Consider the following 22,191-nt stretch of genomic DNA (forward strand, 5'->3'; position numbering starts at 1 on the left):
CTATCAACAATTTTTGACTTACATCATGAACCGCTTTACCTCTATTTTGTTCGCTGGCTTGATAGCATCTGCTTCTGCTTTGGCTATTTCTCCAAAAGCTGATGCTAATACATCAGCGTCTTATTTTGCTGGGTTAGATAGCTACGGCTATCAACGCAACGATGATGGTTACTACGAACGTTACAGTCGTTACCACAGAAATGGTGATTATGACCGCCAAAATAACCTTCGTAACATTCGTGACAATAACTATCGCTATGAGCGCAATCATAATCGCCGCTATGAGCGTGACAATAACTATCGCTATGAGCGCAATCATAATCGCCGCTATGAGCGTGACAACAACTATCGCTATGAACGCGATCATAATCGCCGCTATGAACGCGACAATAACCTTCGTAACATTCGTGATAATAACCGTCGCTATGAGCGCGATCGCGACTGGGGTCGTGGTTAATTTCTTTGCTTATTTATACGAGTGGGAAGCTGAAAACTCTTGAGAAACAAGTGCAAAATTTCTGTATTTCCTATTTCAGAGCCTTTAGCCTTAAGTCATAGTCCTTTAAAACTAGCCGTTTCAAGGTGACCAACGAAGATACGGTGTTTTAGTGTTGCCATCCCAAATCTGAGTTAGGATTTGGGATTTTTTGAAGGTTGAAATAACCAATTTTCGTTTTAAAGTGTCACCACCTTGAAAGGGCTGGAATCTAGGACTTATATATTGACAATCAATGCAAAATATGGTTAAGGTTAAAAACCATATCTTTGGTAAGGGCGCAGCATAGTCTATTTACGATCGCAGCTTAAGAACAGCCTGCCTCAACCAAGAAATTCCTTAACTGAACGGTATTGAAAGCTGACTTTCACAATTTTGAATGACGTTAGCGAATTAGTAGAGTATCACGCTACATGTAACAAGCTCTAAGAGAGCGTTATAGCAAATTGATATAGGAATTTGGTATATAGTAATTTAAATACTATTTAATTATCTAAGTATAATAAATTTTTTATTCAGTAAGCAATTTACGTAAAATTGACTAAACTTGAGAAAATCTTCAAAGCATTTCCAGCAAAAATTACCTGGCAAGAGTTGATTAATATCTAAATAATTGAAAGAGAGTATAACAGCTCACCGTGATTATTCGTGCAGCGAGTTGACAGTGCATGAGCTACTGCTTAAATCCTACCTGTCCCAATCCAGAAAATTTGCTATATTCCCAAAAGTGCCGCTCTTGTGGCTCGCAACTACTGTTGCGCGATCGCTATCAGGTGATCAAACCATTAGGTCAGGGTGGTTTTGGAGCAACCTTCTTAGCCAACGATCAAGGCTTACCAGGAGAACCAAGTTGCGTAATCAAACAATTACGCCCATCAGGAAGCGCCCCACACGTTTTACAGATGGCCAGAGAACTCTTTGAACGAGAAGCCAAAACTTTAGGTAAGATTGGCAATCATCCCCAAGTACCAAGATTGTTAGACTATTTTGAAAATCACGAGCAATTCTACTTAGTTCAAGAATACATCAGTGGTGATACCTTGCAGGAAGAGATCAAACTTAACGGCATTTTAAGCGAAACTGGAGTCAAGCAATTTTTGAGTGAGATTTTGCCAGTACTGCAATACATCCACGATCAAAAGGTAATCCACCGTGATATCAAGCCAGCCAACTTAATTCGCCGCACTCAAGATGCCAGAATGGTACTCATCGACTTTGGTGCCGTCAAAAACCAAATCAGCCAAGGTGCGGTAAATCAATCAGGACAGACAGCATTAACTGCGTATGCCATTGGTACTCCTGGTTTTGCACCTCCAGAGCAAATGGCTATGCGTCCAGTCTACGCCAGTGATATCTATGCACTGGGGGTGACATGCATTTATTTACTGACTAGCAAAACTCCTAAAGATTTAGATTACAATCCCAACACTGGCGAGATGATATGGGAGCAACTTGTGCAAGTGAGTGACCACTTGAACCATGTATTGCGAAAAATGTTAGAAGTGTCTGTACGTAATCGCTATCAGTCAGCGACAGAAGTTCTCAGAGCATTAGAAATAGAACCATACTTAGAAAGTTTAGCAAAGGGTTTATTAATTAAATCAGATAGTGGGTCTAAAGAACGAACACACAACCATTTGGAAAATTCTGCTGTTTTATCTAACAACTCTTCTGCTGCTAGCAGTACAGGAGTGGCACAGGTAGCGGCAGCAATTCGCGCTAGACGAGCCAAGGCAGCAGCGGAAGCAGCTGGATTACACCAGGGTTCTAGGATGGCCAAATCAACGACTTTTGTTAACAGCAACATTAATAGTTCACAAGTTAAAACTTCTAAAGTTGAGCGTAAATTAGATACCCAAGGTTTATTAACTGCTTATCAGAAGGGAAGACGAGATTTTGCTCTACATAATTTAAGTTTGCTGAATCTGCAAGGTGCTGACTTATCCCAAACAAATTTCCATTCCACTCAATTGCAAAAAACCAATCTTCAAGGAGCTAATCTTCACAATAGTGATTTTGGAAGAGCTAGCCTGACTCGAGCAAATCTCAAGGATGCTAATTTGAGCAAAGCATACCTTAACCATGCTGATTTAGAAGGGGCAGACTTGCGAGGCGCAGACCTCAGTAATGCTTGTCTTAGTAATGCTAACCTCCGAGGAGCTAATTTATGTGGTGCTAATCTCACCAGTGCTAAAATTTCTGATGAGCAGCTTGTACAAGCAAAAACAAATTGGATGACCATCCGCCCTAATGGAAAACGAGGCTTGTTGTGAGTTGAAAGTTTAAATTTGAGAGTTACTCGCTTGCCCTGCCTGCCAGACTAGTACCACAAGGCAGAAATAAACTTATAATTTTCCTGATCGCTTTATTGATTGTTATATCCGGTAAAATTTAACTTTGTAAAAAATATTTTAATTGAAAATCAAAAATATCAATAATAAAAAAAAGCTCTCAACTAAAAGCTGAGGGCTGTGATTTAATTAAGGTGCATCTACTATTTATATATCCGCCTTAGTAATTGGTGCATCAGGAAGAATTGAAAAAAAATGAATTGCTGTAGAATTAATTTCGTTAGCTACAAAGGTAGTACTGAGATCATCGAGGATAACATACAGTATTTAACTAGGTAATCATTAACCAACTTTATAGTAATTTTATAATTACCCGAAATTTCCCTTGGATACGCAAAGTTTCTGTTAATATCTCTGAAACTATATCCGCAATGGTACGAATATAGTTTATTAGTTGGGTATATGACTATAAAAGTTAGACATACCCAATTTGATGAAGCGATCGCAGTTTCTATTAGCCCTTGCTAGTTTTAGTATTGTCGGGGGAAGCTTTTTTCTGAGAAGAACTCTTAACAGTATTAGGGAACCTAAAATAATAACTGATACATCACGTTACAAAGAAATTCGTAATCAATTATGGTCTGATAATGACCAGGTAAAACATTTTCCTAATGAGATTCCCACTGATGCCAAAGATGTTCGCATTGCTTACTCTCCTGAATTTTCGCAAGGAAGTAGTTTTTTTCAAATTAGGCTGAAACAGCAACCAGAAAAAATAGAAAAACTACTTTCACAATACAGAAGTACTGCAAAGCACAAATATCTGGGTGGTAACACAAATGACCACATAAATCAACCTAATGGTGTGCCAACAACTTTTTTCTACACCAGTGACTCTCATACTGAATCTTTTCCACCTACTTATGAAATACTGGTATTAAATACAGAGGATAAAGGTAGACCTGGCTTCAAGTGGAATCATGGAAATAGCTACGGCGTTGCTATTAATACTTCTGCCTCAGAAATTATCTATTGGTCTGAAAAATGGTAATTAACAATTTCATTTTGATTTAAAATCGTCATGAGAAAATCATTATTTTGGTCACAGTTCCACTTCAGTACTAAATACTACTTTTCACCTTTTGGATATATCACTTTGGGCAGTTAAAACTTCTAGTCAGTATCGCTAAGATTTTAATGGTGCTTCAAAACTATCTGAATATGTAGAATGCCAACTGCTTTAATTACTGGTGCTTCTAGTGGTATTGGTAAAGCTTTTGCTCAAGAACTAGCTGCACGCAAGACCAATCTTGTACTCGTTGCTCGTTCCCAAGAGAAACTAAGCCAATTAGCTAAACAACTAGAAGAACAACACAAAATTCAAGTAGAGGTTATAGTCAAAGACCTCACAGAACCTAATGCAGCTGCTGCTGTATTTGATGCCACTAAAGAAAAGGGATTAACCATTGACTTATTAATCAACAATGCTGGTTTTGGTTACTATGGCGACTTTGCTGAAGGGGATGGAGAAAGACAAGTTAAAATTATACAATTAAACATTTTGGCATTGGTAGATTTAACCCATAAATTTCTTCCCTTGATGCGGCAACGTCGTTCTGGAAGTATTATTAATGTATCCTCGATTACTGCATTTCAACCGATACCATACCTTTCTGTTTATGCTGCCAGTAAAGCTTTTATTCTCAGCTTTAGTGAAGCTCTATGGGCAGAAAATAATCAATATGGTGTCCGTATTTTAGTCACTTGTCCAGGGCCAATAGAAACAAACTTTTTTGCAGAAGCTAATTTTCCTCCAGCGCTGGCAAGTACTACAGATAAAGTGTATTCTTCCGAAAAAGTTGTTTGGGAATGTTTAGACGCTTTGGAAAAAGGCTATCCAACTGTTATTAGTTCTGATACTAGTACTCAAATTAGAAGCAAATTATCTCGACTTGTACCGCGCAAACTTCTGTTGAATATGTTAGCAAAACACTTTAAAGCCTAAGTATATTTAGGAGTTAGGAGTTAAAGAAAGTAGTGAATTTAAAACTCCTAACTTTTCACTCTTAACTTTTAACTTTTAACTCCTCACTCCTCACTTATTACATATATCTTATTAATTGAACTCGGTAACGGTCTTTTTTTGTCACAGCGATTTCCCCAACTTCTAAACGTCCTTTAGAGCGAATGGCGATTAAGTCGCCTGATTTGACTTGAGAACTAGCTTGCGTAACTTCCTTCCAATTGACGCGAACATCACCAGCATCAATGAAATCAACCATTTTGCTGCGGGACATGCCAAAACCAGCAGATGCGATCGCATCTAATCGCAAAGAAGCCTCTACAGTGGTTAATTCTTTTTTCTTTGGTTCCCTAACCCTTAATTCACTTACTTCAATTCGCTGAGTTTTCACAGGAACCGATCGCACCTGTTTGAGACTCATTTCCAAAAATTCTACCAACTCTGGTGCGACAATCGCCTGTGCTCCCCGTTCTCCCAAGACAATCACATCTCCCGTCTTTTCACGAACAATTCCTGTTCCCAACATTGCGCCTAAAAAGTCGCGGTGAGAGGCGGTATCAAATAGGAAATTACCAGCAATTTCTACAGCAACAAGGCTGACTTGAGATTGATCTAAGGGAAGTTCTGAACGAGCGATCGCTATTCTTTGGCGTTCAGCTTGCGGATATCCACCCCACGCCACCAATTGCACTTCTGTTAATCGGTTAAACACTCGTTGAATTTCTGCCAATTCTGGGGGAGACAGAAAATCAGTTAAAACCACTTCCCAAGTTTTGATGGCTTGTTCTGCTTGGTCAATTACACGAGCTATACTATCTCGATTTTCAACACCTTTTAAAAGTTCTTCTCGTGGCAACATTCTTAAAAATTATGAGTTATGAATTGAGAATTAATTTGCTAAAACTATCTTGATTCTAGCTTTAATTCTCATTTCAGCCATTAGTAACAAGTTAAGGCTGTAAGGCATCAGAAGCACTAGCACTATAGATGACTTATATCAAATCTGGTGCTATCACTTTTCGCAAGTTTATCACCAAAGGGAAACATAAAACCCCGATTGTGGATATCCCACCAGCACTAGCGGCAATACTTGATCAATACCAACCCAAAGCCGAGGCAATGTTTCCTGGGATGCGCGGTGTGACTGAGTATCTGACGATTCATGGCAGACATATTTTACCTGATGCCTGCAAGCGCATTGGCGTAGAAGGAGTCAGCACCCATTCGTTTAGGCAAACTGCCCTCACGCAGGTTCTGAGGTAAACTACCGATTTTCTACGGTAAATGTTAGCCTATGTAAAAGCTATTACTGAATTTTTTATACAATCTCTAGTTATAGAAAATATTTTATGAGTAAAAAAGCTGACGATAATATCTGGGGTTCTAAAACTATAAATACGTTTATGTATCTTAAAAAAGCAAGCCAGCTTCTCCTCAAGGAAGCAAAAGAAAATCCAGAAGGCTCTGCTTACAAATATATGACAAGTATGCTTACTTCAGCCTTCTTTTTGGAAGCATATCTAAATCATCTAGGGCAAAAAATAATTGATCAAGATCAATGGGATAAGTGGGAGCGTAAGAGTTCATTCCAGAAACTTAAAAGTTTAATAGATAAAATAAATTATTTAAGAGATGAAACCAGCAGACCTTTTAAAACTTTTGAAGAAATTTTTGAATTCCGAAATTTATTAGTTCATGGAAAGACAGCAAAATACACAGTTAATGGAGTTCAAAAAGTAGATGTAGAAGAACCTATATCTAAGCAAATTAATGAAGCTGAGTGGAAATCTCAAAAACCTAATTGGAAAGCCATGATTGAGCAAGAAACTGCCGAAAAGTTTTTTGAGGATGCGACAAAAATGATTGAAATCCTGCATGCTCAAGCTGGTCTTACTGAAGCTGACTTTCATAATCTTGAATGGTCTGAAATCAGAGGCGCTTTACAAACCAGGGATGGTTGAGTGTATCCTCCATCCAAATAGCACTACATGATTTATAAAATATGGAAAAAAATTATATTATTTACTTCAACTTTACTGTTAATTTTCACTTTACCAGTATATGCAAAATCTTGTTATGATACTGAAAAACCACCTATACCAGCTTCGCTAAAGTTTAGATAAATAATAATAAAAGAACATAATATAAAACTAAAAATCCCTGATAATTATAGATTGTTACAATGGAATAAAAGTAAATATAACGTTGTAGAGCCTAGTGCTTTTGAATTTATTCAGTGCTTTTTACGTAATCCAGAACCAACGGAACTTGATCCTCGTGGCGTAGAGATTGAAGTTATAACAAGTTTAGAAGTTTTTTATGAACTTATTAAACAAAGTGATGGGAAAATATTTCAAGATAAGATAGAAAACTACAAAGCGTTGATTTGGAAATCTCAACGTATGTATAACATAGGGTATATTGCAATTCAATCTCCAGATACTAGCAAATATATAATTTTTTCAACTATCTTAGATGAAGATGATAAAACACCTTTAGAAGCGTTGATAACGCTTGTGACACATACATTAGAATTCTTACCGCAAAAGTAAGTTTAATTAGATTTTATTACTTAATAAGTGCATAAAAATAAAGCTATACAAAAGCCCCAACTTTGCAAGAAGGTTGAGCCGCACTCCCTGTTTAAAACGTTTATAAATAAGGCACTTTGAGAAGTGAGAACAACTCCCTGCTTAGTTCTTGCTTACTGATGTTGAACTATGACACGGCATTTTCTCTAGTCTAAAAATCTTTCATGCTTTTTTGGAGATAGTTCCAGCATCCAGAGTTTTAATCTCTATTGACCCCTGAGGAATTGTACGTACAATTATACGTAGGTACTAATAATTTTCTTAAATCGGCGTTGACTAAAAACGCATAATCTATGTCTATCGGGACTTTTGGCAATATCTACTCAGATGAGTTAATTACAGCCACTGAGTTGAATCGTCAGCCTGGGCGAGTTCTGGACAAAGCTTTAAAACGTCCAGTGACAATTACTCGCAACGATCAGTCTTTTGCCTTGTTGCGCCGGGAGGAAGTAACTTTTCTCGTAAAGGCAGCAACACAGAGTAAAGCTGTTTTTGAGGCGTTAACTGTCGCCTTCTCTTTGTTACTGGTAAAAGAAATCGGTTTTGAACATTTTTATGGATGGCTGAGTGTGTTTGAAGAAGATGATCTACAAGACTTTATAAACGAGCTGAGTGAAGCTTTTCGGTTGATAGATTCCTCAACTACAGCATGGGAGATAATTGACGCGATCATCCATGAATGGCATGAAAGCGCCGTAGCGATCGCTAGTCCTAAACTGGCAGATGCTTTTAGTGCCGAGACTGATGAAGTACCATTAAAGCCGCCATCTACTCAGAGTGCTGTCTGAATCAGAGTATGTCAGATAACTAACAAGAAAATCCAATAGTGGAGAATGTGGAGCCGCCATTCGTTAAACTGACAGCTCCAGAATTATCTGAGATAGAAAGTACTTGGTTAGTGGTAGCTAAAAATCATCGGGTGAATCGGGACTGGGAAGCTTTAATGCAGCGCCATCCAGAAAACACACGTTGTTGTTACGAGGATTTATCTACTGCACCAACCGCCAGACAGCCTGGGCGTGTTTTCCTTTAAAGGGCAAACCCTACAAGGGGGCATGGGAATATGAGGTGACAAAAGGGGACAGAGTGTTTTACGTTCCTAATAAAGAAGAGTTGAAAGTCGTTGTCTACTACGCAGGAAAACATCCAAATCCTTCACCCATACCGTAATTTCTGCCAATAAGAAAGAGTGGGCTACAAATTAAAAGTTCTTTTCGTGGCAACATTCTTAAAAATTATGAATTAGTCATTAGTCATTAGCCATTTATCTTTTACCAGTGCCCCATTATCTAACACCTCAGATCCATACCAATCATCAGGAACTCGTACCCCCCAAAGCCTCTCTACTTCGGGTTTATTTCTTGTCACAACGGCTTGCGCCACCTCCAAAGAACAGGGAAGTAACTCAAGTCGCTGTGTCGTAATGTATAAACTATGATTCATTCATTACACGGTACTTGTGTCAGCATAACCTTGGATATTTTCTGGATCAAACTGACGTAATATTCGAGTTGCTTGCCGAGTGAGAGTTTCGGAACCTTGAACGGCAACTAAGTATTTACCCGCATCTAAGCGGTTGCGATAAGGTAAAGCATCACCACTTCCTACGAGTAAACCGACTCCGCCACCGACAAGCACACCACCCATAGCACCACTAGCAGCACCCAGCAGTCCGCCAACGATGTGATTGCCAATTTCACCCGCCCAGGCAAAAGTATCTAAACCAGTGATGAGGCTAAATGTAAAACCTGCAAAAAAGCCAAATGGTATGAGCCAGGTTGCCATTAGTTGTGCTTGCTTTTTGGCTTGGTCTTTGGGGTCAATTAAGCCAAACTCGTCAGCTGTTTTATATCCTTTCCCCAGAATAGTACTGTTTATGCCTTGTTCTTCTAGAGCTAAGTAAGCAGCTTCGGCTTGAATGCGGTCTGGTAATACGGCAACAAGGTAATTCATTGATTGAACAATTTGTCTAATATAAGTTTTGCCTTAATTAACAGCGTATCAGTCCTGGTCGAATCATCTTGCATTGGGTATGAATTTGGAGTACAGACGCGATTAACCCTTGTCTGTACAGGAGTTAGGAGTCTTACTCTCCAACGCTAGCTCTTAAGGGGCTGTTCTTGTTAGGTCTATATTAAACTCAACTGCAAAGTGCATGGGCGTAGCCCGCACTTCTGCTGCCCTCAGTGACCACCGCAGGCATCGCACAAGTTAGCACAAGTTAAATGTACATCCGATCACTTTAGCGAATCTAGTGGCTCACAAAAATTGTTCACGCCTTGCTTGAGGACATAAATCAAAACTGGTGTTGCCAAAATTTTAGGAAACGTGGGCATTGCTTTTAAATGTTGCATCATCTTTTGAGGTGAAGTATCAAGCAAATCTTCCCGATATTCTTGTTCGCAAATGACCACACGCCATTTTCTAGCCAAGGCATCTAACCACTCGGAATTTGCTCTTTCTGGTTGTTGTCCCGCCCGGATAGCTAGCGTCATCGCTGCATCTTCTAAATCTCCATCACAGTCTTCAATCAAATCTAGCGCTTCCATATCGCTGGGATCATCTGCCAATTGAGAGCGAAACTGTGCAATTTCTTGAGATGTTACTTTAGTCATGAGTCTTTGACAAGGCGAGCGATCGAACATTCAGTTATGCTACATCATTTCACAATATTGCTGTTACAAATACGTTTTTTGGGGCACTTTCAGAATCCAAAATCTGTCTTGGAAGGTTGAGTTACTGCCTTGCACGGGTCTTTCGGCTTGTTCGCTCTTAGCGTTTAGCAAGTGGTGACTGTTTTAAAAAAGCTTTTTTAATAGATGAAAAAATAGCCTAAAAGCCTCATTATTCAATGTAATTATTGAAAAATCAGGCTTTTAGAATTTTTAATTGAAAGATTAAGTCAGCACTATTAGTACAGGTCGGCGGAAATAAACCTACTATTTCATTACAGCCAGAAAGCCCAAAATTAAAGCATGGGTGACTTTTGACTTTTGACTTCCCCAAAGGGGCACTAGCGTAATGCTCTGAGGGTAACAGACCGTTGTAACTGAGCTAAAGCACGGTTGTAATCCAAAATTGCTGTAACTCGATTACCTTCAGCTTGTGTGAGGTCGTTTTCAGAGTTAATCACATCAGTTTGAGTACCTACACCAGCTTGGAATCGCAAACGCGCTAAACGTAGAGCTTCTCTAGCTTGTTCTAAAGCGGTATTAGCGGTTTGAACATTCTCTAATCTAGATTGCTGGGTAGAATAGGCTTGTTCTACCTGAAAGCGAATTTGGTTGCGCTGTTCGGCAAATTGAGTTTCTGCGATCGCAATATTAGTTTTGAACTGAGCTGCCCTTGCTCTTGCTGCTCCTCCATCATACAGATTTAGGGTTGCCCTAACTCCAACTGAATAACCATCAGTAATGCTGGCATTATCATTGAACTGATCTAACAGATTGTAGTTACCTACCAAACTAATTTGAGGTCCTAGCTCCCCAAGGGCTTGTCTACGCTGTTGCTCATAAGTATTACGTTGTGCTAACTGCTGTTGCAATTCTGGACGATTTTGATAAGCCAGCACAATACTTTGTTCTAGCGTTGGGTTCCAAAGACCAGCTAATTGTACAGGGTCGGCTGCACTGATATTTACCGCCTGCGGCAAACTTATCCGAGTTGCTAATTGACGACGGGCAATTTCCTGCTGCGATCTAGCATTAGTCAAATTTTGTTGGGCATTTGCTAAATTCACCTGCGATCGCAACACATCAAACCGCGTACCAACCCCAGCTCGCTCTAAAGCTTCTGCATCACGCAAACTAGCCTCAGAGTTCACTACAGCCGACTGGCTAATGCGTACTTGTTCATCCGCTTGTTGCAGATTGTAGTAATCAGTGGCAACATTTAGACGGATTGTCTCAGACTGAGTTTCTACAGCAAACTCATAGTAACGTACCTGTTCTTCAGCCGCTCTGATGCTAGCTTGTACTCTCCCAGAAGTATAAATATTATATGAAAGTTCTGCTTGACCAGAAAAAGATGTACTGGGTTGATCTGTTTTAGGGGCGAACGGCCCACTTAATTCGTCTTGAAGCTGACTACTAGCAGACTGAGTGCGAGTAATATCCGTACTAACATTAAGAGTGGGCAATAAAGCAGCTTGCGCCTCGCGTAGAATCGCTCGATTGCGTTCTAACTCCAATAAAGACACCTGTAAATCTCGATTATTGCGCCGTGCTAGCTCTAGAGCCTGTGCCAAAGTAATCGGCTGATTTCCCTGAAGTCTCACTTCCTCCGGTTTGGTGGGAAATTGCAGGGGATTTGAGCTAGGAATCAGGTTCTGTGGAATTTGCACTGACCCTGATGGTGCGGGAATTATGGTTCTCGGCACTGTGGAAGGTTGCACTGAACCCCCTGGCGTAGGAATTATAGTTTCCGGTCCTGTGGGAGTTGGCGTCGACGAATCCCCCGGCGTAGGAATTACGGTTTCCGGTGCTGTGGAAGGTTGCACTGAACCCCCTGGCGTAGGAATTACGGTTTCCGGTGCAGTGGGAGTTGGTGTCGAATCTGTCGGAATCGGGGTATTACTCTGAGCAATGCGATCGCCAACAGCATTTTGTTGTGAGCAGGTACTTGAAATCATTAGCAAAGCAGCTGAGGAATCAGTTTTGCTTTTCCCCAACTCCTGTGGACATTGTTGCGCTGACAACAGTTTTGCTGATCCTACACCTGTAGCTGAAGTTTGTAAAAATGTCTGCAACTGAGTAACAGTATTTATCTTTTGAACCACTGGCTGCTGTGCAGAAGATAGGGACAAAATTTCTTTTTGGACAGAAGAGGGTTTTGAAGTGTAGTTGGGAACTACTATGCTCTTTGATGCCTGCCCATCAGCGCTTGAATTACTGTTTTTTTGGTTATTTTGAGCAGAACGGCTGACAGTAAGCTGTTGGGAAACATTAGAGGTAGGTGTCAAACTGAAAAATCTACCTTTATCTTTCTTAAGTAGTTGTTTTATTGGCATAACAGTATTTTCAGCCGTAAACACTGGAATACTGTTATTACTTAAAGGTTTCATACTAAGTTTAGTGAAACCGAAAGCAGGTACTAGGGTTGGAACACTAACATTTGCACCGTTATGCAATTGCGTATTCACAATGTCCCCAACTAAGTCTTGACCATAAGTAGAAGTCAAAACACTAGGAGAAGAGGCCAGCTGTACCCCAGTTAGTTTTACAGTACCAGCCAAAGCTGGCTGAGTTGTTAAGACCGCTGCTGTCACACCAGGCAATAAGCTATGGAATAATTGCTGTCCTTTCACCGCATCCCTCACACGAAAATCAATCTAGCGGCAGAAAACCTTTCTTCACCACAGAATATAGCACGATACTAAATTTAGGAAAGAATATACTACGATACTAAATTTAGGGTTCGGAACTCTGTTTGTCTTCAAAACGTCTAACAATGCGAGAAAGTTCCGCCTTTTCATCGATACTAACGCGAGTAGGAGCACCGCTAATAATTCGTTCGTAGTTTCGGAAAGAATCTTTAATATCGGGCCCGTCAGCAGTGATATTATACTCACGAATGCCCTTGTCATGCCAAGAGCCTCTCATTTTAAATACATTAATTGCCCGCGACATTTCTCCACGAATTTCTACGTACTGTAACATGAGAATTGTATCGGTAATCGTGGAAATATGAGAATCAGTAATGGAATGCGCTCCTAGAAATTGGTCAGTTGTGTTGGTAAAGAAACCAGTAATTTCTTCTTGTTTAGCATAACCCGTCACACCAATTACAAACTGCCGAAATGCATTATTGCTTACTCCTCTAGCTAATGCTGATAGGGAATCAATAGCGATCCGGGCTGGTTTGAAGATAGCAATTTCTGATTTTATAATTTGTAAGTGGTCTTCTAAACCAGTTGATTCAGGATAGGTACAAATTATTTTGAGTAAACCTTGATCCTCTAATTCTTCAAAATCAATTCCCCAAGAGGAAGCATTACGAGATAGTTGGGCGCGTGATTCTTCATAAGCAAATAATATTGCTTGTTCTCCATTCAGGCAGCCATCTTGAATAAACTTACTTACTAACAGGGTTTTACCAGTACCTGTAGCTCCTGTGGCCAAAATAATCGAATCTTTAAAGAAACCACCACCGCACATTTCATCTAAGGTTTTGACACCAGAAGATACCCTGACATTAGAAGATCGTTGAGTAAGGCGCATTGCTCCCAGTGGGAAGATGTTAACCCCTTCATTAGTAATCGTGAAGGGATACTCGCCTTTCATGTGAGTTGTACCGCGCAACTTGAGAATTTCAGTTGTGCGACGGCGGCGTTCTCCTTCTAAAACGTTGCGAACAATTACTACATTATCGGAAACAAATTCTTCCACTCCAAAAGAGGCGACGGGGCCATACTCTTCGCTACGTTCAGTTGTAATAATAGTGGTGACATTGAGTAGTTTGAGACGTGCTACTAGGCGAAAAATCTCGCGCCGGACTACTCCCATCGCTTCATACTGCTGAAATACTGCTGTTATTGAGTCGATTGAAACTCGTTTAGCTTTGTATTTGCGAATGGCATATTGCAGTCGCTCAATTAGTGCAGACAGGTCAAAATTACCAACTATATCCTGTCCTTCAGGATCGGGGGATGCATCGAGAATAAACAATTTGCCTTCCTCAATTAGCCGTGGCAAGTTCCACCCAAAAACATGAGCGTTTTTAATAATATCACTGGGTGATTCTTCAAAAGTAACAAATACTCCTGCTTCGTCAAAGTAAGTGATGCCGTTATAAAGAAACTGAAGAGAGAATAAAGTTTTGCCTGTGCCGGAAGTGCCACTGATTAAGGTAGTTCTACCAATTGGTAAACCACCATGACTAATATCGTCAAACCCTTCGATCATCGTGCGAATTTTTTCCACACCCCCAATTTTTGGTGTATTTTTTGATTTTACTTGCTCTGTTTCACTCATTGTTTGATAACAAAAGGGTATTAACAACTGTTTTTTATTACTAAATTTTTGACTCTCTTTTGGCGAGGCTATTGGTAAACATGGCTCCCCGACACAGTTAAAACTTTGGTTTATTAATTATCTTCCTCTTCAAAATCTCCTTCACTTAGTTCTTCATATAGCAAATCTAATCCAATCAATACTCTTTCCCTATCTGAAAGATCCCCGATAATTTTGCGAATCGGTGGAGGCAACATTTTAGATAATGTTGGTGTCGCCAATATTTTATCTTCTTCTGCTAGTTGCGGGCTTTTCAATACATCAATCACTTTTAAAGCATAAACCCCTTTAAACTCCTGCTCTAAAATATTTTTGAGTGTTTTTAATGCTCTGACTGAATTAGGGGTATTTCCTGCTACGTAAAGTTTGAGGACGTAGGTTTTTTTGGCTTTATCCATATACTTACAAGCTAGTCAGAAGAATATAAATACAATATTTTTTTGCAGATTGTGAGTGATTAACAGAGGTAGTTTGTGCTAAGTTAAACATCAATAATTTTAATTTATTTAGAAATCGAACTTCTGTATAGTTCGCATAGATGAGCTAGGATATCTATCAACGTTAGACGGTAATCAAGTAATGCTTCGTTGCTCCTTCCTTCTAATTTTAGCTGGTTAGAAAATTCTTCAATTATCTCCATGTGAATTTCGATGATTTTGGGTACAGGAATATTGGCATAAAATATAGTATTGACAAATTTATCAATTTTTTCTTTGAGTGTTTTATCTGTGGTAAAATAGTTAATCAGAATCATACTGTAATCTGATTTAAGGTGTCTTAATAATCCTTGCTTTTCTGCTGGAGTCATCTCCTGAAAATGCTGTTGGCTTTTTTGGGTCTGACTGGCAAAAACATAGGTGTACTTGTCAGTGTATGTTTTATTTAAATTTTGTTGAGGCCAATTTGGTAAATAGTTGATTTTTACAGAGGTAGTTGCAACAACAGGTAGATAGCAAAATTGGGCAAGAATCGCGTCAATAACTTTCCACACCCATCTGCTCCAGCCTTTTTGGTAGTCTAAGTCAACTAGATTATCTAAACATTTCTTAACATCAGGTTGCAGAATCAATATCGGTAATAACATTTATTCTTAAATATATCTCCTTGATCACCTTGACCAAGAAACGTGGGCTGATAAGTTTGGCTAACGCTTCTAAGGGAATACTAGGTGTGCAGTAAACTGGTGATTCCACTCAAAACAACGCTCTATGTTAGTTAGCAGGTAGTGTTAGTAAAGCTTGGCGTAAATCAATCTACCATTTTAAAACTTGCAAAAGCCTCTACATACAAAAATTTTGACTTTTGACTTTTGCCTTGCACTTCCTAGCCACTCAACAACTTAGTGCAGTAACTGAGTAATTAGACTTAGTAGGTCTTTGATGATGAGGTATTTGTCGGCATAGGAAGACACAGTAGCTAATTTATTATTTACATTATTTACATATCTATGTAGATAGATTTTTTAATTTTGCTCCTTGATAAGATACTTAAACGAACTTAAAGGATTGTCCCATTCTAAATCATTATAATTCCTCAAGGTTCTAAAGCGATTCTTTGGGGCCATAATTGTTTTAGCTGTCGCTATCGATGAGGAGTTTAAATACCAGTAAGACACTGGGGAGGTTAGTTGCTACAACTTAGAAACGTGGCCTCTTGGAAAAATATAAAGGATGCAAAAGTGCCCGTAAGGGCAAATTCCGTTTTTTAATAGCGTTGAAATAACCAGAGTTGCTTATATGAGTCTTCTTAGAGGATATGGCTTCAGGCGAAAACACCATCAATATTTGGCAGATGGAAATGCCGGAGGGTTCCACAGGAAGAATGACCCCAAAAGCCCTATGTTAATGCTAGATTACCCGCTTTATGACTTTCAGGCAACCGTACCTAGCTGCTCCCAAACAAGTTCTCTGGCAGTGGTGTTGGAGATTTTTGAGCAAGAGCAGTGCGATCGCTTGGTAGTAGTGAATCACCAGCAATCCCCTATCGGGTTGCTGTATTCTGCCCGTTTAATCCAAAAATTATTAGCACATAGTGACGATAAAAATCTAAATTTACACCAATCACTCTCTAGCTGGAGTCAAGGTCTAATTGATCCAATACAGACAATATCAGCTTCTGAGCGTGTAGAGCAATTAAGCTTGTACTTACGTTATGCCCAAGCCGAAAAACAGCAGAACTTAGATTGGGCACTGATTGACTCTAATGGTCAATATTTGGGGCTGCTGGATAGTTCACGCCTGTTGCGATCGCTGGCTAAGGAACGCATGGCTGGATTACAAAGTTCAGGCATTGAGAGGTCGTCTGGTGAGCAGCCGCCAAATGAACCCAAGTCGTTGGGACACCAACCACTGGTACACTTGCTGGAAAGACTGCCTTGGCCTTTGATGTTGCAAACGGGTAGTGGCGAGGTGGTAGCACGAAATCCCGCCTGGTGGGAGCAATTAGGAGTCTTGAAAGATCCAGAAGGAGTTAGGCAAGAGGTGGAGGCAATACTTGTCCCTAAGCTCTGTAAAAAACCAGAATATGTCACCCAAGGAGCAATCAAGGTTTATCCCAATGGTAGGGAGAATGAGCATGGTGGTGAAGAAGAACTGACCCAGCAAGAAGCATCACCTGATGCTGTATATAGTCGCTGCTATTTGGATAGTCAAGTAGGTACTTGTACCTGCGTTGTCGAAGTGCAAAATGGTCAGGAGCGAATCTGGCAATTTGCCAAAATTCCTTTAGATAGTCCTGAGTTTCAAGTCATGAGTGGACAAGAGGAGGTTGTACTCAGCGAGGATTTGTGGTTAGTTTTAGCTACTGATGTGACTGAGCAGCAACAGCTTTGTAAAGAATTGGCAGCAAAGAATGCTGATTTAATTCAACTAAATCGGTTGAAGGACGAGTTTTTAGCTTGTATTAGTCATGAACTCAAAACTCCCCTAACTGCCGTTTTAGGATTATCGCGCTTGCTAGTGGATCAGCAGTTGGGAGAACTTAACGAACGTCAAGCCCGTTATGCAGGGCTGATTCATCAAAGTGGACGCCACCTGATGAGTGTGGTTAATGACATTTTAGATTTGACCCGCATGGAAACGGGACAAATGGATTTGACGCTGACCCCAGTAAAAATTAGTGCTGTGTGCGATCGCGCCTTATCAGATGCTAAAGCCATTCATACTCAAACTACCAAAGCTACATCTGCCTCGCCAACTCAAAACGCCCGTTCATCTGCTCCCCAATTCTGCCTTTCCATTGAACTAGGCTTAGACCAGATAGTGGCAGATGAATTACGCTTGCGCCAGATGCTAGTACACCTACTTTCCAACGCCTTTAAATTCACTGAAATATCTGGCGAAATTGGGCTACGGGTAAGCCGTTGGGAAGGATGGATTGCCTTTACGGTTTGGGATACAGGTATTGGCATTCCTGAACACCAGCAACACTTAATCTTTCAAAAATTCCAACAACTAGAAAATCCCCTCACCCGCCAATTTGAAGGCACTGGTTTGGGGCTGGTATTAACCCGGGCCTTGGCTCGTCTCCACGGAGGAGATGTCAGTTTCTTATCGCGTGAAGGAAAAGGTAGCCAGTTTACACTTCTTCTGCCGCCCAGTCCCCCGAAAACAGGCTTTTCGGAACCAGATATGGGAATCAAAGAAGAGGAAGAAACGCGACATCAATCGACACGGGAAAACTCCGCAACCGCTCTTGGGCATGTTATTACCTCCACACAGCATCATCTTGCCAGTTCGCAACGGTTGGTTTTGGTAGTCGAGGCAGTAGCCCGATATATTGAAGACTTGACCGAACAACTTAAAGGTTTAGGATATCGGGTAGTGATTGCGCGATCAGGAACAGAAGCAGTCGAAAAAGCTCGGCGCTTGCAACCAATAGCGATATTTTTGAATCCGTTACTACCCCTGCTCTCAGGCTGGGATGTACTGACTTTACTGAAATCTGATATTGCAACCCGTCATATATCTGTAATTGTGACAGCGACGGCAGCCGAAAAGGAGCAAGCATTTGCTAACCGAGCCGATGGTTTCTTAAGCTTGCCAGTAGAGAATCACCTTTTAGCACCAGTTCTCGAAAAATTATGTACTTCACCAGCAATTTTACCGCAAGGGTCAAACAACAGCGCAATTATCCCAACTAAAACCCCACTGCGAATTCTCCGATTAGTGAATCCCCAGTTAGAATCGGTCAATCCCCACCCCTCACTTCGAGAACACCGGGTGATTGAAGTAGATGACCTAGATCAAGCAGAACTTTTGGCGCGGGTATGGCAGTTTGATGTAATTTTGCTAGATGTCGAAAGTACCACCGCCCAAACTTATCTGCAACAACTAATTCAACACCCACGTTTAGCAGCTATCCCACTAGTTACTTGCGATGTCACAACCACCCTAATAGCTTCTAAAATACCAGAGTTATCTGTATTTCCTTACTTAACATCATTTACTAAAGACAACAGTAGTCGCACCGAAAACACAGATGCCTTACTATCAGTATTGGAAATTGCTTCTGGTACTTGCTGTCCTGCTAACATCTTGGTAGTAGATTTGACAATGCTGCGTGATTTACCACAGGTAAGACGCAGGCAAGTTAAGGGTTATCGGGCAGCAAAAAATTGCTCAATTAGTAGTGAAACTGCAAAACGGGGATCTGAGTGGTTCCAAGCTTTAATTCAGTACCTACAAACAGCAGGCTTCAAAGCGGCAATGAGTCCCTGTTGGGCAGAAGTGTTACAACAAATTCGCCACCAAAGCGTTGACTTACTGCTAATTTGTTTAGGAGAATCCGCTATCCACAAAGACGTGCTAAAAGCACTGAAAACATTGGGAGATTCACCTGACAAATTACCACCAATTTTAGTACTTAATCAGCGATTAAATCGGTTAGAAACCAGTTTCCAGCCTGGGATAGCTGATAAGGAAATTGACAAGCAGAAGAAAAATAGTTTGGAACCGATAGAAACTATTGTTGGTGCGATCGCTACCCAAATATTACCGCGATCAATATCAATGGAAGACCTATTAAACCAGATCAATCAGGCTTTAGCTATCAATAGTTACAATGACAAATGTTGATGGAAATAGGGAGTAGGGAGTAGGGAGCAGGGTACAAAGGGAGAAAGTGATAAAAGTTTAGAACTTGCAACGCCGTCTTTCCCTTCCCCCTGTCCTCAATTCTCCTTGTTTCCTTGTCTATTCCCAATACTTCGACTTCCTTCCCTACGGGACGCTACGCGAACGACTACGCCCAACTCTACCAGAGGCTGCGCCCTAAGCGTAGTTATGCCGCAGGCTTTACGATTACCAAGAGGGCAAGCTCGGGACAAGCTCAGGACAGGCTCAGGGCAAGTCGCTCAGTACAAGTGCCCAATGCCCAATTCCCAATTATGAAATATCCATTTTTTCACTTCTCTTTTTCTTAAAAGGAACTCGAACCAAGTTATAAGCACCCTTGGTTGATAAATTTTTATAATCATCTGGCTGCAAGTCCATTTGTAAAAACTTTTTCTGTTCAGCCAATAGCAGCACTGAGGCAGGTTTTAGTCCTTTGGCAGCCTGGTTTTTGATATGCTCTGTAGCCTCTTGGGGAAATTTTAAATAATTTACGTGAATGTGACTATAAAATACCACACTAGGCTTTTTGAAGCCAAGCATGATCAATTCTTCATTTGGTTGTTTTGCTTCTAGAATGACCGCAGACAATTCCCTTAAGGGTAATTGACGCTCTCGATCAATAAAGAACGAAGCAGGCGTTAAGACAAAAATGAAAAACGCGACAAATCCGATTAAATTAATACTGATCACCTGGTTCCATTGGCGACTTAGTAATAAACCCGCAACTAAAATGGCACAAACCAGCCATATTACCCCGGCTATTACTGGTAAACCAGTTCGTTGAATTAATTCGTGGAAGTTACTTATAGCTGGATCACTACCTAAGATGTGGGTTATGTTAAACAGTGCTGTAGCCAGAACTGATAAAAACACTACATTCACCCAACCACTCACTCCAAGAAAAGAGGGTGAGATGGGAGGAGTGGGAGAGGAAGAAACAGGTATTGTTTGCCTAGCCTCTGTATCCTGGAAAAAGTCGCTCCACAACAGAGCTACTAAAATGGCTGCTGCTGGCATTAAAGGCAACACGTAGCTAGGGAGTTTGGTAACAGCAATGGTGAAGAAGGCAAAGATGCTAGCAAACCAGAACCAGGCAAACAAACCAAACTGCTGAAAACGTTCAAGGGATCGCCAGTGCGATCGCTGCCAAAACTGTAGTCTTACTATAGAGAGTGGTAAATAGATTGAGTAGGGCGCAAAACCCAACAGCACTACTAAAAAGTAAAAATACCAAGGTGCTGAGTGACCATTAACGACTTCTGTAAAGCGTTCCAGGTTGTGATAACCAAAAAAGGCATTAATATAATTCCAGCCATTGCGCCAAATAACTAAAGCATACCAGGGCACTGATAAACCTAAAATTATCAATACACCTAGGAAAAGGCGCATTTCCCGCAAAACCTCTTGAAACTTTCCTACATAAAACAAAAATGCGGCAACAATTAGCCCTGGTACAACAATTCCCACTGGCCCCTTAGTCAAAATTGCCCCAGCAATCAGCACATAAAAACCTAAGTACCACTTATTAAGGAATAGGGCATGGGGCATTGGGGAGCCAGTGCGTTGCGGAGGTTCCCTCCGTTGAAGCAACTGGCGTGATGGGGCACTTGTACTGAGCTTGTCCTGAGCGTAGCCGAAGGGCGAAGTCGAAGTATTGGTTATTCTTTCTCCCTTTGCTCCCCGCTCCCTACTTCCTCCCTTCCCTGCGTAGCCGAGAAAGAAACATAACAAAGCTGATGCCATACATCCGGTGAGCAGCATATCAGAGACACCAGTTCTCGCCCAAATAATAGTTTCGGGATTGAGTGCCATGAGCGCTGCTGCTATAAAAGATGTGAAGTAGCGGCGAGTAGGACGTGAAACTTGCTCTAGTTCGTCTTGTTTAGCGAAATACCACTGTATGGTGTAAAAAGCTAAACAAACTAAGGCGAAGGCTGCGATCGCTGAAGGAAGACGTACTGCCCACTCATTCACTCCTATAATTGCATAAGCGATCGCCTGACACCAGTAAATTAAAGCAGGTTTATCGAAACGAGTGTCACCATTGAAAAATGGGGTAATCCAATCACCTGTAACGAACATCTGGCGGGAAGCTTCGGCAAAAAGCGGCTCTGTCTCATCAATTAAACCAATGTTGCCTAAATTCCACCCAAAAGCTATCCAGCAAATCAATATCAACCACAAAATCGACACAGTTCTACCAAGGCCTGGATTCATTGCTATTTTGTTGAACCACTGATCAACAGTGTGCTTAACACTCAATTTCATGCTCATTAGTCAATAGTCAACAATCACTACTCAATAGTCGTTGATTATCTATCTTTTGTTCTTCAGAGTTTTAAATTCAACAATATTACACTTTTTCCCGTTCAGTAACGCCATGTTCCAAGTTGCCAGAAAAACTTCTCTAACACACTAGTACCGCAAGGCGGAAGTCACCCCTTCCCTACGGGACGCTGCGCGAACGGGAGTCAAAAGTTAACACTGAGCAGACTTGTGCCGAGCGGACTTGTACTGAGCTTGTCCTGAGCTTGTCCTCTTGGTAGTCGTAAAGCCTCCGGCATAGCTACGCTTAAGGCGCAGCCTAAGAAGAGAAGGGCGCAGTCGAAGTAGCCGAGGTAGTCAAAGTGTCAAAAGTCATGTATTCACGCATTCAAAAGTCAAAA

General features: G+C 40.8%; 19 protein-coding genes. 10 read left to right on the plus strand and 9 right to left on the minus strand.

Annotated elements, in window-relative coordinates; all coding sequences use genetic code 11:
• The first annotated feature begins 25 nt into the window (after window positions 1–25).
• From V7L20_RS28880 to V7L20_RS28895, 4 genes are all read left to right on the plus strand, one after another.
• Window positions 26–457 carry a hypothetical protein gene (locus V7L20_RS28880; RefSeq protein ID WP_334747367.1) on the plus strand — a complete coding sequence of 144 codons (432 nt, stop codon included), beginning with the start codon at window positions 26–28 and terminating at the stop codon, window positions 455–457.
• 707 nt (window positions 458–1,164) lie between these two features.
• On the plus strand, window positions 1,165–2,769 hold the full coding sequence (locus V7L20_RS28885) for a serine/threonine-protein kinase (RefSeq protein ID WP_334747368.1): 1,605 nt from the start codon (window positions 1,165–1,167) through the stop codon (window positions 2,767–2,769).
• Window positions 2,770–3,280: 511 nt separating this feature from the next.
• Window positions 3,281–3,838: a hypothetical protein gene (locus V7L20_RS28890; protein WP_334747392.1), complete on the plus strand. Its 558-nt coding sequence runs from the start codon at window positions 3,281–3,283 to the stop codon at window positions 3,836–3,838.
• A 177-nt stretch (window positions 3,839–4,015) separates the two neighbouring features.
• Window positions 4,016–4,792, plus strand: a complete 777-nt coding sequence (locus V7L20_RS28895; RefSeq protein WP_334747369.1) for an SDR family NAD(P)-dependent oxidoreductase — start codon at window positions 4,016–4,018, stop codon at window positions 4,790–4,792.
• Between the two features lie 97 nt (window positions 4,793–4,889).
• On the opposite strand, the gene V7L20_RS28900 is transcribed toward V7L20_RS28895, so the two are convergent.
• Window positions 4,890–5,669 (minus strand): photosystem II S4 domain protein, encoded by a 780-nt coding sequence (locus tag V7L20_RS28900; RefSeq protein ID WP_334747370.1) that lies wholly within the window; start codon window positions 5,667–5,669, stop codon window positions 4,890–4,892.
• 128 nt (window positions 5,670–5,797) lie between these two features.
• Between V7L20_RS28900 and V7L20_RS28905 the strand changes: the two genes are divergently transcribed.
• The 5 genes from V7L20_RS28905 (at window position 5,798) to V7L20_RS28925 (ending at window position 8,434) form a co-directional block, all read left to right on the plus strand.
• Complete coding sequence (locus tag V7L20_RS28905) at window positions 5,798–6,073, plus strand: hypothetical protein (RefSeq protein ID WP_334747371.1); 276 nt, start codon at window positions 5,798–5,800, stop codon at window positions 6,071–6,073.
• 86 nt (window positions 6,074–6,159) lie between these two features.
• The gene (locus V7L20_RS28910) at window positions 6,160–6,771 is read left to right on the plus strand and encodes a hypothetical protein (RefSeq protein WP_334747372.1); all 612 of its coding nucleotides are present in this window, start codon (window positions 6,160–6,162) and stop codon (window positions 6,769–6,771) included.
• A gap of 213 nt (window positions 6,772–6,984) precedes the next feature.
• Window positions 6,985–7,362, plus strand: coding sequence for a hypothetical protein (locus V7L20_RS28915; RefSeq protein WP_334747373.1), 378 nt, complete (start codon window positions 6,985–6,987; stop codon window positions 7,360–7,362).
• Between the two features lie 332 nt (window positions 7,363–7,694).
• Entirely contained in the window at window positions 7,695–8,189 is a 495-nt protein-coding gene (locus tag V7L20_RS28920) for a hypothetical protein (RefSeq protein WP_334747374.1), read from the plus strand.
• 47 nt (window positions 8,190–8,236) lie between these two features.
• The gene (locus V7L20_RS28925; protein ID WP_334747375.1) at window positions 8,237–8,434 is read left to right on the plus strand and encodes a hypothetical protein; all 198 of its coding nucleotides are present in this window, start codon (window positions 8,237–8,239) and stop codon (window positions 8,432–8,434) included.
• A gap of 209 nt (window positions 8,435–8,643) precedes the next feature.
• Here the strand turns inward: V7L20_RS28925 and V7L20_RS28930 are convergent, their stop codons facing one another.
• The 7 genes from V7L20_RS28930 to V7L20_RS28960 all read right to left on the minus strand — a co-directional run bounded on the left by V7L20_RS28930 (window position 8,644) and on the right by V7L20_RS28960 (window position 15,495).
• Window positions 8,644–8,844 (minus strand): hypothetical protein, encoded by a 201-nt coding sequence (locus V7L20_RS28930; RefSeq protein ID WP_334747376.1) that lies wholly within the window; start codon window positions 8,842–8,844, stop codon window positions 8,644–8,646.
• Between the two features lie 3 nt (window positions 8,845–8,847).
• Entirely contained in the window at window positions 8,848–9,354 is a 507-nt protein-coding gene (locus V7L20_RS28935; RefSeq protein WP_334747377.1) for a hypothetical protein, read from the minus strand.
• 284 nt (window positions 9,355–9,638) lie between these two features.
• On the minus strand, window positions 9,639–10,016 hold the full coding sequence (locus V7L20_RS28940) for a hypothetical protein (protein ID WP_334747378.1): 378 nt from the start codon (window positions 10,014–10,016) through the stop codon (window positions 9,639–9,641).
• 398 nt (window positions 10,017–10,414) lie between these two features.
• Window positions 10,415–12,706, minus strand: a complete 2,292-nt coding sequence (locus V7L20_RS28945) for a TolC family protein (protein ID WP_334747379.1) — start codon at window positions 12,704–12,706, stop codon at window positions 10,415–10,417.
• 103 nt (window positions 12,707–12,809) lie between these two features.
• Entirely contained in the window at window positions 12,810–14,372 is a 1,563-nt protein-coding gene (gene kaiC, locus V7L20_RS28950) for a circadian clock protein KaiC (RefSeq protein WP_334747380.1), read from the minus strand.
• Window positions 14,373–14,485: 113 nt separating this feature from the next.
• On the minus strand, window positions 14,486–14,809 hold the full coding sequence (gene kaiB, locus V7L20_RS28955) for a circadian clock protein KaiB (protein ID WP_334747381.1): 324 nt from the start codon (window positions 14,807–14,809) through the stop codon (window positions 14,486–14,488).
• A gap of 104 nt (window positions 14,810–14,913) precedes the next feature.
• Complete coding sequence (locus V7L20_RS28960; protein WP_334747382.1) at window positions 14,914–15,495, minus strand: KaiA family protein; 582 nt, start codon at window positions 15,493–15,495, stop codon at window positions 14,914–14,916.
• A gap of 754 nt (window positions 15,496–16,249) precedes the next feature.
• Between V7L20_RS28960 and V7L20_RS28965 the strand changes: the two genes are divergently transcribed.
• Window positions 16,250–19,486, plus strand: coding sequence for an ATP-binding protein (locus V7L20_RS28965; RefSeq protein ID WP_334747393.1), 3,237 nt, complete (start codon window positions 16,250–16,252; stop codon window positions 19,484–19,486).
• 309 nt (window positions 19,487–19,795) lie between these two features.
• Here V7L20_RS28965 and V7L20_RS28970 read toward each other — a convergent pair whose 3' ends face one another.
• Window positions 19,796–21,799, minus strand: coding sequence for an ArnT family glycosyltransferase (locus V7L20_RS28970; RefSeq protein ID WP_334747383.1), 2,004 nt, complete (start codon window positions 21,797–21,799; stop codon window positions 19,796–19,798).
• Between the last annotated feature and the right edge of the window lie 392 nt (window positions 21,800–22,191).

Origin of the sequence: Nostoc sp., assembly GCF_036916735.1 — a bacterium.
Classification (GTDB): Bacteria; Cyanobacteriota; Cyanobacteriia; order Cyanobacteriales; family Nostocaceae; genus Nostoc.

What these genes read in the sequence shown, in the direction of transcription:
- V7L20_RS28880 (WP_334747367.1), top strand. Translation starts at nt 26, where the DNA reads ATGAACCGCTTTACCTCTATTTTGTTCGCTGGCTTGATAGCATCTGCT.
- V7L20_RS28885 (WP_334747368.1), top strand. Translation starts at nt 1,165, where the DNA reads ATGAGCTACTGCTTAAATCCTACCTGTCCCAATCCAGAAAATTTGCTA.
- V7L20_RS28890 (WP_334747392.1), top strand. Translation starts at nt 3,281, where the DNA reads ATGAAGCGATCGCAGTTTCTATTAGCCCTTGCTAGTTTTAGTATTGTC.
- V7L20_RS28895 (WP_334747369.1), top strand. Translation starts at nt 4,016, where the DNA reads ATGCCAACTGCTTTAATTACTGGTGCTTCTAGTGGTATTGGTAAAGCT.
- V7L20_RS28900 (WP_334747370.1), bottom strand. Translation starts at nt 5,669, where the DNA reads ATGTTGCCACGAGAAGAACTTTTAAAAGGTGTTGAAAATCGAGATAGT.
- V7L20_RS28905 (WP_334747371.1), top strand. Translation starts at nt 5,798, where the DNA reads ATGACTTATATCAAATCTGGTGCTATCACTTTTCGCAAGTTTATCACC.
- V7L20_RS28910 (WP_334747372.1), top strand. Translation starts at nt 6,160, where the DNA reads ATGAGTAAAAAAGCTGACGATAATATCTGGGGTTCTAAAACTATAAAT.
- V7L20_RS28920 (WP_334747374.1), top strand. Translation starts at nt 7,695, where the DNA reads ATGTCTATCGGGACTTTTGGCAATATCTACTCAGATGAGTTAATTACA.
- V7L20_RS28930 (WP_334747376.1), bottom strand. Translation starts at nt 8,844, where the DNA reads ATGAATCATAGTTTATACATTACGACACAGCGACTTGAGTTACTTCCC.
- V7L20_RS28935 (WP_334747377.1), bottom strand. Translation starts at nt 9,354, where the DNA reads ATGAATTACCTTGTTGCCGTATTACCAGACCGCATTCAAGCCGAAGCT.
- V7L20_RS28940 (WP_334747378.1), bottom strand. Translation starts at nt 10,016, where the DNA reads ATGACTAAAGTAACATCTCAAGAAATTGCACAGTTTCGCTCTCAATTG.
- kaiC (WP_334747380.1), bottom strand. Translation starts at nt 14,372, where the DNA reads ATGAGTGAAACAGAGCAAGTAAAATCAAAAAATACACCAAAAATTGGG.
- kaiB (WP_334747381.1), bottom strand. Translation starts at nt 14,809, where the DNA reads ATGGATAAAGCCAAAAAAACCTACGTCCTCAAACTTTACGTAGCAGGA.
- V7L20_RS28960 (WP_334747382.1), bottom strand. Translation starts at nt 15,495, where the DNA reads ATGTTATTACCGATATTGATTCTGCAACCTGATGTTAAGAAATGTTTA.
- V7L20_RS28965 (WP_334747393.1), top strand. Translation starts at nt 16,250, where the DNA reads ATGTTAATGCTAGATTACCCGCTTTATGACTTTCAGGCAACCGTACCT.
- V7L20_RS28970 (WP_334747383.1), bottom strand. Translation starts at nt 21,799, where the DNA reads ATGAGCATGAAATTGAGTGTTAAGCACACTGTTGATCAGTGGTTCAAC.